This window comes from Paenibacillus antarcticus (genome assembly GCF_001637225.1).
Classification (GTDB): domain Bacteria; phylum Bacillota; class Bacilli; order Paenibacillales; family Paenibacillaceae; genus Paenibacillus_AQ; species Paenibacillus_AQ antarcticus.
On sequence record NZ_LVJI01000019.1, the window covers coordinates 48,994 to 62,597 of the forward strand.

Annotated in this window: 11 protein-coding genes; all 11 read left to right on the plus strand. The window is 42.3% G+C overall.

Annotated features, from left to right (window positions below):
* The first annotated feature begins 12 nt into the window (after positions 1-12).
* The 11 genes from PBAT_RS14915 to PBAT_RS14965 all read left to right on the plus strand — a co-directional run bounded on the left by PBAT_RS14915 (position 13) and on the right by PBAT_RS14965 (position 13,588).
* The gene (locus tag PBAT_RS14915) at positions 13-999 is read left to right on the plus strand and encodes a substrate-binding domain-containing protein (protein ID WP_068650764.1); all 987 of its coding nucleotides are present in this window, start codon (positions 13-15) and stop codon (positions 997-999) included.
* A gap of 32 nt (positions 1,000-1,031) precedes the next feature.
* Entirely contained in the window at positions 1,032-2,318 is a 1,287-nt protein-coding gene (locus PBAT_RS14920) for an extracellular solute-binding protein (protein ID WP_068650765.1), read from the plus strand.
* Between the two features lie 184 nt (positions 2,319-2,502).
* Positions 2,503-3,858, plus strand: coding sequence for an ABC transporter substrate-binding protein (locus PBAT_RS14925; RefSeq protein ID WP_068650766.1), 1,356 nt, complete (start codon positions 2,503-2,505; stop codon positions 3,856-3,858).
* Positions 3,859-3,943: 85 nt separating this feature from the next.
* Complete coding sequence (locus PBAT_RS14930) at positions 3,944-4,846, plus strand: carbohydrate ABC transporter permease (protein WP_068650767.1); 903 nt, start codon at positions 3,944-3,946, stop codon at positions 4,844-4,846.
* Positions 4,847-4,861: 15 nt separating this feature from the next.
* On the plus strand, positions 4,862-5,704 hold the full coding sequence (locus tag PBAT_RS14935) for a carbohydrate ABC transporter permease (RefSeq protein ID WP_068650768.1): 843 nt from the start codon (positions 4,862-4,864) through the stop codon (positions 5,702-5,704).
* A 353-nt stretch (positions 5,705-6,057) separates the two neighbouring features.
* Entirely contained in the window at positions 6,058-7,272 is a 1,215-nt protein-coding gene (locus PBAT_RS14940; RefSeq protein WP_068650769.1) for an MFS transporter, read from the plus strand.
* A gap of 261 nt (positions 7,273-7,533) precedes the next feature.
* On the plus strand, positions 7,534-8,640 hold the full coding sequence (locus PBAT_RS14945) for an ABC transporter substrate-binding protein (protein WP_068650770.1): 1,107 nt from the start codon (positions 7,534-7,536) through the stop codon (positions 8,638-8,640).
* Positions 8,641-8,743: 103 nt separating this feature from the next.
* Positions 8,744-9,664, plus strand: coding sequence for an ABC transporter permease (locus PBAT_RS14950; RefSeq protein WP_068650771.1), 921 nt, complete (start codon positions 8,744-8,746; stop codon positions 9,662-9,664).
* The gene (locus PBAT_RS14955) at positions 9,664-10,473 is read left to right on the plus strand and encodes an ABC transporter permease (RefSeq protein WP_068650772.1); all 810 of its coding nucleotides are present in this window, start codon (positions 9,664-9,666) and stop codon (positions 10,471-10,473) included. The genes PBAT_RS14950 and PBAT_RS14955 overlap by 1 nt, the downstream gene beginning before the upstream one ends.
* Entirely contained in the window at positions 10,470-11,513 is a 1,044-nt protein-coding gene (locus tag PBAT_RS14960) for an ABC transporter ATP-binding protein (protein ID WP_068650773.1), read from the plus strand. Before PBAT_RS14955 ends, PBAT_RS14960 begins: the two co-directional genes overlap by 4 nt.
* A gap of 302 nt (positions 11,514-11,815) precedes the next feature.
* Positions 11,816-13,588, plus strand: a complete 1,773-nt coding sequence (locus PBAT_RS14965; RefSeq protein ID WP_068650774.1) for a cache domain-containing sensor histidine kinase — start codon at positions 11,816-11,818, stop codon at positions 13,586-13,588.
* Positions 13,589-13,604 lie beyond the last annotated feature (16 nt).

A 13,604-nucleotide genomic window follows, 5' to 3' on the forward strand; every position in this document is an offset into this window, starting at 1 on the left:
AGGTGCAGGCTAATGCGAAAGCAACGATTGACCCTTTGGTTGCTCCTAGCCATGATGGTCATTGCGACGAACTCTGTATTCTATTTCAAGATACTTTCAGGTCCTAGCCATGAAGTGAGAAATGTTACGGTTATTCTTAGATCCTCAAATGTTCGTCTTGATTTCTGGCAGGCTGTGAACATGGGAGCAGAAGCAGCAGCTAAAGAGATGGGGTTTACGCTCAATGTTGTTGGTCCGCTTTCAGAAAGTGATTCGGATACGCAGATTCAACTATTAGAAGAGGCGATTACAAGGATGCCGCAAGCCATCGTTATAGCCCCTATTATGAATGAACGAATGCGGTCTGCGCTTTCCAAAGCTGATGAAGCAGGTATTAAACTGGTCATTATTAATATGTCGCCGGATAAGTTACCTACTCACGTCGTTGTTTCTAGCGATCACATTGAGGGAGGGCGCTTAGCGGCTCAAACTTCAATTGAGCAAACAGCTGGGTATCCTGTCATTGCCATGATTAGTGATAATGCCAATTCGATCGTTTCTGAGGAAAGATTGCAAGGAATGCAACGTGAACTTGGTGGCTATAAGAATAGCATGATGGGCGTTTATTATGCTGATAATTCGGAGGATCGGGCTTACCAAATTGCCGAGAAATTAATCCGGAGTAAGACCATGTTTAATACGTTCATTACGTTGAGTGAGTCAGCATCACAAGGCGTTGCGAGAGCATTGAAGGAGTACGATCGCGTAGATGATATTCATTTAATTGGGTTTGATAGCTCCAGTGATGAGGTACAGTTGCTTGAGGCTGGGATTATGAAAGCTTCCATCGTACAGAAACCATTTAACATGGGGTACCTTGGTGTCAAAACAGCATTAAACCTCATTGAGGGGGATAGAACAGATCCGATCACCTATATCGATTCAAATGTAATTACAAAAGATAATATGTTCACGACTGAGAACCAGAAGCTACTGTTTCCGTTCATTAATAGCAAGTAAACCCCTCTTGGGAAGGACGATTAGATAACCTTATGCAAAAAAAATCGCTACAAGTGCAGCCTTTTATTGTAGTCTTCATGGTTAGTCTTATGCCCTTTGTTCTCTCTTCATGTGTGAAATCAAGTCTGGAGCCTGTAATAGCTCCCAAGGAGGAACGATCATTAATCCGCTTTGTTGCCTCTGAGTATAGTACTGAGACGAAGCCGTTGTTGGAGAAGCTTGTTAAAGATTTCGAGATTAAGAATCCTCTGATCGATGTGGAACTTCAAGTAGCCAACTGGGATATCCTCGACGGCATCTATACGACGATGATTAGCAAGAATCAGCCACCGGATCTACTGAATACAAATGTGTATGCACATTTTGCTCAGGATGGTTTACTGAATAATCTGGATGAGATTATATCTCCTGAATTGGCGAGTAAACTGTATCCAAATTTAGCTGAGATGGATCAGATGAAAGGGATTCAGTATGCCATTCCATACGTAGCAACCATGCGAAACTTATATTATAACAAGGAGTTGCTTCAAAAGGCAGGTGTGACCTCTTCTCCAACGACTTGGTCTGAGCTTGAGAATGCCGCAAGCAGAATCAAAGCGCTCGGTGGCATGGCGGAAGGATTTGGTCTTGACCTGACGGACAATGAGACACAAGCGTCTTTGTCGTATATTTTCTACGGGTCGGGTGGATCGTGGATAAAAGATGGGAAGTGGACAATTAACTCGCCGGCCAATGTGGAGGGATTAACCTTTTTCAAAGAATTATTTGATAAAGGGCTCACCGATCCTGAACCAAGTATTACGACTCGCGACGAGAAGCAACGGATTCTGGGTGAAGGGCAACTTGCAATGATGATATCGGGTAATTATTTCTCTTCCGTCGTCCCTAACGAGTTTCCAACGCTGAAATGGGGTAAGGGGCCCATTCCAGTGAAGGAGGGTATGCCGCCAATAACTTTTGGAGTACATGATATTCTTGTGTCTTTTAAGACAGATCATACGGATAAGGAAGCGTTATCTAATTTCCTAGACTTTCTATATGACGATCCTGCATATGAAGAAATGATCAAGCGTGAAGGCTTCCTTCCGGTTACTACGACAGTAGGTAGTCGATTATCCAAGCAGAATGAAGTCATGAAGAGAGATCTGGAAGCATTGAGTAAAGCGAAGTTCTATCCCATACAGGAACCTTCATGGCAAGCTGTCTTGGATTATTCTCGTAAGATGGGAGACGCCATTCTATACGAGGGTGTTACCCCGAAGGCGGCACTGGACCAACTACAACATTTCGCTGAGACTAAAAGTCGTAGCCATGAGTAAATTATCGTTCATAATGTTGATTATCTTCTCTACTCTTTACTTAAAAAGAAGATAGCAAAGAATTCATGGAAGATATTCAATAGAGATTTAGGCCCTCCCATTCTATGATGAAGTTAAGCGCTAACGAGGTCATGTGAACTCATAAAAAAGGCGTAAAATATCATTCTAGGGAGGGTCTGCTTTAATGATGAAGAAAAAAATGGCTGCGGTAAGTATCGCTACTCTAATGGCTGTATCGCTAGTTGGATGTGGTGGAAGTAATAATGCAGCACCTAAAGAAGAAGTAAAAGAACCTGTTAAAGAAGAAGTAGTTACACCTACACCTTCTGAGCCAGAAACTCCAAAATTGACGGGTGACTTTGAAATCCAGTACTTTGTCGGTGGTTATGGCGACAAGTGGTGGAAAAAAGTTATTGCTGAGTTCCAAGCTGCAAATCCTGACTTGAAAGTTAAGGAATCCGGCGGTCCTAAAATCAATGATCAAATGAAACCTCGTTGGATCGGCGGAACTCCACCAGATTTCGTATATATTGATGGAGCGGGTCTAAATGATCGCCAAATGGTAGAGGATGATCAGCTTGAAGATTTGACTGACTGGTTAAAAGATGCCAAGAACATTGATGGCGAGCTTATTAAAGATATTCTAGCTCAACCAGCACAAGAATTTGACGGTAAAGTTTTCAATATTCCACTAGTTCTGAACTCATGGGGTATGTTCTGGAACAAAGCGCTCTTCAAAGAAAAAGGATGGGATGAACCAACAGACTTCGATTCTTTCCTTGCTGTAAGTGAGAAGATCAAAGCAGACGGCATTACACCTTTCATTCACACGGGTAAATATCCGTACTATATCAATGGATCAGTCTTGTATCCTGCAATCGTATCGGCTAACAATGATGATTACAGCATTCTTCAAGACATGGCTGCAAATAAAGTAGAAGCATTTGAGAGCCCTGCTGTTCTTACTGCTTTGAATAAGATCGTTGCATTACGCGATAAAGGTTTCATTGATAAAGCTTCCATTCAAATTAACCACACAGATTCACAAATGTTGTTCCTACAAAACAAAGATGCTTTCATCCCGAACGGACTTTGGTTACCTAACGAAATGTCCAAAGATGTTCCAGCTGGTTTCGAATTTGGATTTATTCCTTCTGTAACACAAAGCGCGGGCGGTAAAGTGGTTGCTAACACTTCCACAGCTACAGTAGCCATCGCTAAGAAGGCTAAGAACAAAGATGCAGCTAAAGCATTCTTACAATTCATATTCTCCAAGGGGCAAGCGTCCCAATGGGCTGAGTTAAGTGGTGCACCTTCGAACATCAAAGGTGACATCAGTGCTTCCAACGCTCCGAGTCATGTTAAAGACGCAGCGAAATATTTGACGGATTCTAACACTGTAGTTATCCCAACAATCACTTACAATGCTGACGTTGATAAGGCGATGATGGATGCAACAGATGCGTTGACTATTAGCACAATCACTCCTGAAGAGTGGGTTAAACGTGTTACGGATGTAGTGAAAAAAGTAAGTAAATAATGAATCCTTAACAAAATTAAAGTGGAAGGTGATCGGGGTATATCGCCCCGATCACCTTCTGCGATTTACTCGGAGGGATGGGAGTATGAACTCAGGGACAGCTAAATGGCAGAGAAACGTATTTATCGCATCATTCATCATTCCTACACTTATATTTTTTGGTATATTTACGATTTATCCGGTTGTACAAGGTTTGTATTATTCTTTCTTCGATTGGTCAGGGATGTCGGAACATAAGACTTTTGTTGGTTTTGATAATTTCAAGGAAATGTTCCATGATCCTATTGTGTGGCGGGCGATCGGCAACGATTATTTCCTTGTTGTGGGCAAAATAGCCGGCATCATGGTTCTCGCTACTTTCTTCGCTGTAGCACTTACACGTTTTGGTTTTAAACTAGCAGGATTTTTCAGATCGATCTTCTTCATTCCAAATGTGATTTCCGTCGTTGTTATCGGCGTACTGTGGAACTTCATATATAATCCGCAAATAGGCTTCTTGAATGCATTTCTGTCGTTATTTACGGAGGACAAAGTCACGATAACATGGCTCGGATTTCCGGCGCATACGATATGGATGCTCTTGCCACCGGCCATTTGGGCGGGTATCGGATTTTATATGATTCTTCTGATCGCAGCAATCCAGAGCATTCCGGAATCGTATTACGAAGCAGCAAACATTGAAGGCGCGGGTGAATGGCATCAATTTTGGAACATTACACTTCCACTCATATGGGAGCAAATGAAAGTATCCATTATAAACATCATGATGACCACGCTGAATGGTTCCTTCGTTATTGTATGGATCATGACTGAGGGTGGACCGGATAATAGCACGCAGGTTATGGGTTCATATTTATATCAAATGGCATTTAGACAATTTCACTTCGGTTATGGTGCTGCGATAGGGTTTGTTATCCTAGTCCTGTCGTTAATCACGACAATCGTACTTCAACGGTTAATGCGTCATGAATCCGTTGAGATGAGCTAAGGGGAGGATAACGATATGAGGCACATTAAAAATCCAGTCGTAAAGTTTATCCTGTATGCTATATTGATCCTATGGAGCATATCGGTCATATATCCACTCATATGGACCGTGCTGGATTCTGTAAAGGATAATGAACAGTTTTTCTTTAATGCACCATGGGCGTTACCTGATTTTCCGTTACTATGGTCGAACTTCTCTTATGTATGGAGTAAATATAATTTTAGCACCTATTTTATGAACTCACTTATCATTACAGTGGGCTCAACATTTCTAGGAGTATTGTTGTCTGCAATGACAGCTTACGTGCTGGCGAGATATAAGTTTAGAGGAAGCAATGTTTTATTTCTTCTCTATATCTCATCCATGATGGTTCCGTTTGTATTGGCATTAATCCCTCTATTCTTCTTAATGAATTCAATGGGCTTAATTAATACCAAAATTGGATTGATCTTTGTTTATACCTCTAGTTTGCTTGCGTTTGGAATATTCATTCTAGTAGGATTCTTCAAGTCTTTACCGAAGGAGCTAGAAGAGGCTGCAATTGTAGATGGAGCTTCTTATTATGGGACGTTCTTTAAGGTCATGCTTCCATTATCTCAGCCAGGGTTGATTACATTAGGTATTGTTAACGTCTTGAATATTTGGAACGAATATATCGTGGGAACCATACTGATTAACGATCCTGAGCAATATACGCTACCTGTTGAAATAGGGATTATGCAAGCTGAGATGCAATATCGGACAGAGTGGGGGCCGTTGTTCGCTGCACTTCTGATTACGATTGTTCCGATACTCATTGTCTATATCATCTTTCAACGGCAAATCGCAAGTGGGATTACGGCTGGTGCGGTCAAATAAGATGGTAAATAGAAGTATGTTATGCATCGGTTCAAACTTTTGTTAAGCGTTAGTGCTATTAGCAAGGATGGAAATGAGGAAGCACCTGTATATACTGATTGTTTGTGATAATCCCATATGGAAAGGACGATCAGTATTACAGGTGTGAAATTCAAAGACATAATTATGTGATGGCAATAAGAATATAGCAGTGATTAAATTTAGTGAAAATTACATATTGTGATCAAGGGTTGCCCACTTATCCAATGAGATGAAGTGGTTAGAATTTCTTTAAGTGATGTAGCGCGATACGAGGCATTAAGGTGAATAAGTATAATATAGTAGTTAAGTGCGTAAGTGGAAGGATGTGGCATATGTCTAAAGATATGCGCAAGCTGCTGATCATGACGACGATCAGCACAATTATCGCGAGTTATATCGGGATATTTGTCAATTTATTTATATGGGAATATGATCATTCTATTGCCGAAGTATCTCTCTATAATATGTCTATGTTCATCAGTTGGGGGATTACTTTCACTATTGCAGCTAAGCTGTTGAATCAATTTACAATACGATTGACTTTGGCGGTTTCTGCGTTATGCGGAACCGCTGCTTTCATGTACTTAGTGATGGTTGAGTTCGATAATCGATATCTGTGGATAGTACTATTAGGGATACCTGTAGGTGCAATGTTTGGATTCTCGCAAGCTTCACAGAATCTCAGCATCGCATTAAGAGGAAAGGGAAGTGAATATGCCCCTTATTTCGCCACACTCATGGTCATCTCTCAGGTGATATCTGTTGGAGTTCCATTTGTAGCAGCAAAGGTTATCGATGGGTATGGGTATTCGGGTTCTTTCATTTTGATGCTTGTCTTTGTCGCGATGATGCTTATCTTCTCCTTCTTTATGCCGAGGATTACATTATCTACTATAGACGCCCAAGACAATTCGACTCGTAGTCGTTTTAGTATCCGTATGGCATTTGGTCGTCCAGGATCTAAGTGGATCATACTATCTTTTCTTGCGGCCGGTGTATTCATGCAATTCCAGAATTTATTTACGTTGCTCTTTACGTTCTCGGTCACAGAAGATAAACTGTTGATCGCGTTGTTGAACATGGTGTATACGATTTGTTCTTTGCTCGGGTTATGGGTATATCGCAAAATAAAAATCGATGAGATGCGGTGGTTGTGGATTGGAATGACACTGTTAGCAGTTGGTTTTCTAATCGTATTATTTGAGAGTCCAGAAGCTCTTATTATCTCGAATCTTATCACTGCAGTCGGTATGTTTTTCTTCATGACAGTCTGGAACGCTCAGCAATTCCGGTATATTCAACATGCCAGTCCCGTCAGTCAAGCCTCCTTCCTTGTATGGAGAGAATGCTTGATGGTAGCCACGAGATGCATCTTGCTCAGTCTGACCTTACCATTGAAAGGTATGGGAGGAACAGGGTTTGTACTGATTATTGGAGTGACTCTAGTCTGTTTGATAAGTATTCCGTTCTTTCAGCAACGAGCTAACCGTACATTAGAGAATTATTCTTCATTAATAATCGCGCCATCTTCGGATAAAAGTCTTTAGTTACGCCTCGATTTCAAATGGTCATATGAATGATTGTCTACTAAATAACTGTAGGAAGTCCGCTACTCATACTGAGGCGAACTTCCTACAGTTTATTTATCTTTCTTCGTATAACTTCTTCTGATTTACATGTTATTTTAACAAATATAAGCAGTTTAGGTAATCTAGCGGAAATAATCACAATCTATACTCTAGAAGGGTAAACACAACAAGAATAGATAGATAGCCCACACTAAACCACACGGGAGTGAAGGAGAAATCATGAAACATTGGTTAAAGAGGGAGTTAGCTGTTGGTCTTGTTCTATCTATGTCCGTTCTAATGCTTGCTGCATGTGGGGGTAATACCAACAAAGAAGTGAAAGCGAGTACTGAAGTTGAAGTCATTTCTGTAGCAGATCTTGAGAAGAAGGCGAAGGAAGAGGGCTCTGTGGTAAGCGTCGGGATGCCTGATTCTTGGGCAAATTGGAAAGATACTTGGGCGGATCTGCAGACTAAATATACGATAGCTCACACGGACACGGATATGTCGAGTGCTGAGGAAATAGCCAAGTTCGATGCTGAGAAAGACAAGCCGACAGCGGATATCGGGGATGTCGGTATCGCATTCGGATCCGTAGCAATCGATAAAGGTGTAACACAGCCTTACAAAACGTCCCATTGGGATGAGATTCCAGATTGGGCTAAAGATCAAGACGGGCATTGGGTCGTAGGTTACCAAGGTTCGATCTCGTTCCTAACGAATAAGAAGCTTGTACAAACACCACCCCAAAGCTGGGAAGATCTTAAGAATGGCGATTACAAAATCATTGTCGGTGACGTAACGAAAGCTGCACAAGCTCAAATGGCCGTTCTGGCCGCAGCGATGGCTTTTGGCGGAGATGAATCGAACATTGAGCCGGGGATTGCATTCTTCGAAGATCTTGCGAAAAAAGGTCGTTTATCCAATGCAGAGGCCAGTCTCGCGAATATTGAAAAAGGTGAAGTTGAAGTAACCATGTTATGGGATTTCAATGCCTTGAACTATAGCGATCAGCTTGGTAAAGATAAATTTGAAGTAGCTATTCCTAAAGAAGGTAGCGTTGTGAGTGGTTATGCGACAATCATCAATAAGTATGCTCCACATCCATATGCAGCAAAACTTACTCGTGAATATATTTTGAGCGATGCAGGTCAGATTAACTTAGCTAAAGGGTATGCCAGACCGATACGTGACAGCGTGAAATTACCTGAGGACGTAGCGGCAAAGCTCCTACCAAATGAAGTCTATGAGAAAGTTAAACCGGTTGGTGATTACAAGGTGTGGGAAGCAACGGCTAAGGCCATTCCCCAGATGTGGCAAGAACGCGTTCTAGTACACATGAACTAATTGTTACGTAAGCTTGAAATCGCGAACTATATCTAAATCGTGGAGCGTCTTCGTCTTCTTGCCGAAGACGCTCCTTTTATTTACAGGGAGGAGGATGATAGATATGAAGTGGAGAAACCGATGGATTTTTCTAGGGCTAGTCCCCTTTGTACTAATGGTTGTCGCATTTCAATTCGCTCCGATCTTATCCATGATAACCGGCAGTGTAAGAGCGGAAGGTGGTCCGGGCTTTACGTTGAGTTACTACGCAAGAGTCTTTCAAAGTGCTTACTATTTAAAAGCAATTAAGAACAGTCTACTCATTTCCATAGCTTCGAGCTTTATCGGTATTATCGTCGGACTCATTTGTGCTTATTCGATCACGCGATTCTCACCAAGGATACGTAATCGACTTCTCGTGCTTTCTAATATGACTTCGAATTTCTCGGGTGTTCCACTTGCCTTCTCGTATATCATTTTGTTAGGCAACAATGGTGTGTTCACGTTGTTGTTTAAACAGTGGGGTTGGAACGTATTCGGCGACTTTAATCTGTACAGTTGGACAGGACTGATTTTGGTCTATGTTTACTTTCAGGTTCCACTCGCTTTGTTATTATTGTATCCCTCTTTCTATGGCATTCGTGACCAATGGAAAGAAGCAGCGTCACTTCTAGGTGCAAGCAAGTGGCAATTCTGGACAACGATAGGGATACCTGTTCTGACGCCAGCGGTGTTCGGGACGCTTGGCATTCTATTCGCAAATGCGATGGGCGCTTATGCGACAGCCTATGCACTAGTTGGTGGGAACTATAATTTGCTTGCTGTTCAGATCGGCTCCCTAGTGTCGGGAGACGTGGTGAATGAGCCGCAACTTGGTAATGTGCTTGCAGTTATTCTTGCGCTGTCTACGCTACTAGCCGTGTATCTTAATCATAAGATGACACAACGTTCGCAGGCGTTTAATTCCAATCCTTCTTCCAGACAAGTTCGTACACGTCGAACATTCCGAAGACCTTGGGCTACGACTGTGAAGGAGGAATTGTAATGGAGACCAGCGTAAAGAAGACGGGATTAACACATAAATTACTCATGTTTGTGCTTATGATTTACTTGCTGATTCCCTTATTGGCTACCTTCCTCTATGCGTTCGCTAAAGAATGGCAGACGACGGTGCTTCCAGAGCGATGGACAGTGGGATGGTTCAGCCAAATGTTTCAAGATATTCGATTTCTGGATGCGTTATGGACTTCGTTGTATTTATGTTCGATAAGCGTAGCTCTGAGTCTAGTGATCATGTTACCTGCAGTATTTATCATTACGGTCTATTTACCCAAGTGGGAGTCGTTCATGAAAGGGATTGTTGTGCTACCATACGCCGTACCGGGTGTAGTAGCGGCGGTTGGACTTATTCGGGCGTATTCTTCGGGACCTATTGAAATCGCAGGAACGGCTTATATTTTAATAGGAGCCTATTTCATAGTCATTCTACCCTACATGTATCAGGGAATTCGCAATAGTCTGCTTACCGTCTCGGCTGTTGAGTTACTGGGATCTGCGGAACTGTTAGGTGCTAGTCGAATGAAAGCTTTCGTGAGTGTCATATTGCCGAATATTTGGCCAGGGGTTATGACCTCAACGCTGTTATCCTTCTCGGTGTTGTTCGGTGAATTCGTGCTAACCAATATGTTAGTCGGTGGGCATATCCAGACAATACAGGTCTATCTTTACCAGAGAGTGGGGGAAAGCGGGCATTTGGCAAGCGCTATAGCAATATCCTATTTCATATTTATTCTAGTGCTGTCCATGATTCTAATGAAACTTGGTAAAAGAATGAACAGGGGGATCGAAGGATGAGTGCTTATTTGGAGCTGCAGGGAATTCGTAAGCAATTTGGGAATACCAACGTGCTGAATCATGTGGATTTACAAATCCATGAGGGAGAACTTGTTACGTTGCTAGGGCCTTCTGGTTGTGGGAAAAGTACGCTACTACGCTGCATAGCAGGCCTTACAGACATAGACGGCGGCAAGATTATACTGGAACAGAAGGATATCGTGAATCTTGCTCCTCGTAATCGAGAAATCGGAATGGTATTTCAATCGTATGCCTTGTTCCCTAATTTAACCGTGAGTGAGAATATCCAATATGGTATGAAAATGAGAGGGGCATCCAAAGGCGAAAGACGCAATCGTTCCGAAGAATTGCTTGCGCTTATCGATCTTGAGGACAAACGTGATGCGTATCCCCGACATCTCTCGGGTGGTCAACAACAACGCGTGGCACTTGCCCGTTCGCTTGCTGTTCAGCCTAAGGTTCTCCTACTTGATGAACCACTTAGTGCATTAGATGCTAAGATTCGGAAGAACCTGCGAACAGAAATCCGTGATATTCAGAGAAAGTTTAACATGACGACGATATTCGTAACCCATGATCAGGAGGAGGCATTAATCATATCTGACCGGGTATGTCTCATGAATAAGGGAAGTATTGTCCAGCAGGGAACCCCGGAAGAGTTATACACGACGCCTCGAACTGAGTTTGTCGCTCGATTTATGGGGAGTTACAATGTGCTGACCAGACCCGAGGCATTGAGGCTATTCCAACGGGTAGACAGTACTGCGGAGAGATTCGCTATTCGTCCTGAATCGTTCATCCTTCTGGATGAGGAAGGCCGTAAAGAAGCGTTATATGCGGGTAAACGCATCGTGGACGGAAACGTGCATTCCGTATCCATACTAGGTAATATCATCCGTTACGCGATAGATACTGCAGGTGTAAGGCTGACTATTGATGTATTGAATGACGGTCGATCGCATCGAATAGGAGATCAAACCGCGGTGAGTTTAGCATTGGATGATTCACAACTGTTACATCTTGAGAAGGAAGGAGCATAAGGCATGTCGATATTGTCAGAAGAATGCATACGATATAGTCTCTCAAGAGGGTAGTTGCAGACTTTTTACCAACCGCCAGAACCTTACACGGGAGTAGGGTTCTGGCGGTTTTTTCGTGGTGGAGTATCAAGCCAAATAATTTCGAATTGAAACCACATAGCTTGTATACCATGTTCGAGGAATATGTTACCATTAACGACAAGTGAAAGGTGTGTCCGTTGTATGTCCATACCTTACATTGGAAGCGGTTACTACAAAAGGTACTTATTTTGCTAGTGTGTAGCTAAGATCGAGGTGCGAACATGAAGAATTGGCTAGGGAAATCTCTTAAGCACAGATTATCACTGTTAATCATTGTAGCTACACTTGTTCCTTTGCTGTTTCTGGGGTTCTTTTCATACAGAACAACGGCAGCGCTTACGGAGGAAAAGGCAAAAATATCAGGGATGAATACGCTACGTCAGCTTGAGGCTTATTTGGCTACGATGGTTCAAGATGTAGAGAATATGTCCTTATTTCTAATTGGAAATACGGGTGTACAGAATTATTTGAAGTCGCCTGAGGGAGATTTCGTCCAGCAAACATCAATCATCAATTTCTTAACGAATCTAGCTTTTTCCAAAGAATACATCGCGAACATTATTATAGAACCACTAACCGCGAAGCCGCCGATTTCACATAAATCATTAGTGGGGTCCGACTTCATAGATATTACTAAATTGTACCCTAAGTATTATGATGATCATCCGAAATGGTGGTCTTCTGTCCACCGACAGTGGACCTTTGATGGGGTGCGGAAGGTGATTACACTCGCTAGACCCATTCGCAGTACAGACAAATTCATTCCTATCGGCAAAGAACAGATCAATCTTGATCAAGGCGTTATTGCACGACAAATTAGAGAATCCGTTTTGGAGAAAAGCGGGTTTGTTCTACTTCTTGATGAGCGGAATCGAATTCTCGCCGGTCCTCCTGAATTGGAGACGGGTTACCTGCTCTCAAATTACTATCCGAATATCGAACCATTTGAAGGTATAAGCGGATTTATGGATTACGGAGAGGGAGCCACTAAGAAAACGATCCTCTATAAAACGATGGAGAGCGTGAGTTGGAAGTTAGTTGGTATTATCCCCTCTGAAGAATACCGTTCTCAAAATCGATATTTCCTTACGCTGACGGCGGTAGCTGTCTCGGTTGCCATTCTTTTCGTCATTATTTTCGTTCTTGTTCTCATCCAAAAAATAACCAAGCCCTTGTCAGCATTAACTAACTTTCTTAAGAATTCAAGTCCAGAAGAACCTTTGCCTGCCATTCCTGTAAAGTCTATAGATGAAGTAGGTCAGCTCATTGTCAGCTATAACAAACTAAGCTCCCGTATTGTCAAATTGACAGATGAAGTCAAATGGAATGAATCACTTAAAAAAGAAGCTGATATGCAGGCGTTGCAAATTCAGATGAATCCCCATTTCTTGTACAATACGTTGTCCTCTATTCATTGGTTAGCGCTTATGAATGGCGACGGTAAAATTGCTGAAATGGTAGGCTCATTGAGCGACTTTTTAAGATTTAGTCTAAATAATGGTCAAGAATATTGTTCTATTGAACAAGAGATCGTTCATGTTAACAATTATGTGAATATTCAATCCATTCGTTATCCAGATAAATTTACATTTCAAGTGAACGTGGATCCGAGTATACAGGAACAGCATTACATGTTGAAACTTCTGTTACAGCCGTTAGTCGAAAATGCGATGTTGCATGGCATATTGAAGCGCGACGGATTAGGAACTATTACGATCTACGCGGAACGTGATGAACAAGGCATTCATTTTACCGTAGTAGATGATGGTATAGGGATTGCGCTAGAGCGTCTGAATTGGCTTCGAACTCAGCTGTCGGAACCCCCGGTCCATGAGAAGCAGATTTCTACAAAAGGGGGGTATGGGTTGCGCAACGTGAATAACCGACTCTTACTTCATTATGGTAAGGAATCAGGGCTTCGTGTGGAAAGTATAGAGGGAGAAGGAACGCGCATCATGTTCACCATTCCCTACACAGCGTACGGAAACAACTAATTGAAGGGGAGATGAT

Bases quoted from the DNA above. Each gene is read 5' to 3' on its own strand.
- PBAT_RS14915 (WP_068650764.1), top strand. From the start codon at position 13: ATGCGAAAGCAACGATTGACCCTTTGGTTGCTCCTAGCCATGATGGTC.
- PBAT_RS14920 (WP_068650765.1), top strand. From the start codon at position 1,032: ATGCAAAAAAAATCGCTACAAGTGCAGCCTTTTATTGTAGTCTTCATG.
- PBAT_RS14925 (WP_068650766.1), top strand. From the start codon at position 2,503: ATGATGAAGAAAAAAATGGCTGCGGTAAGTATCGCTACTCTAATGGCT.
- PBAT_RS14930 (WP_068650767.1), top strand. From the start codon at position 3,944: ATGAACTCAGGGACAGCTAAATGGCAGAGAAACGTATTTATCGCATCA.
- PBAT_RS14935 (WP_068650768.1), top strand. From the start codon at position 4,862: ATGAGGCACATTAAAAATCCAGTCGTAAAGTTTATCCTGTATGCTATA.
- PBAT_RS14940 (WP_068650769.1), top strand. From the start codon at position 6,058: ATGTCTAAAGATATGCGCAAGCTGCTGATCATGACGACGATCAGCACA.
- PBAT_RS14945 (WP_068650770.1), top strand. From the start codon at position 7,534: ATGAAACATTGGTTAAAGAGGGAGTTAGCTGTTGGTCTTGTTCTATCT.
- PBAT_RS14950 (WP_068650771.1), top strand. From the start codon at position 8,744: ATGAAGTGGAGAAACCGATGGATTTTTCTAGGGCTAGTCCCCTTTGTA.
- PBAT_RS14955 (WP_068650772.1), top strand. From the start codon at position 9,664: ATGGAGACCAGCGTAAAGAAGACGGGATTAACACATAAATTACTCATG.
- PBAT_RS14960 (WP_068650773.1), top strand. From the start codon at position 10,470: ATGAGTGCTTATTTGGAGCTGCAGGGAATTCGTAAGCAATTTGGGAAT.
- PBAT_RS14965 (WP_068650774.1), top strand. From the start codon at position 11,816: ATGAAGAATTGGCTAGGGAAATCTCTTAAGCACAGATTATCACTGTTA.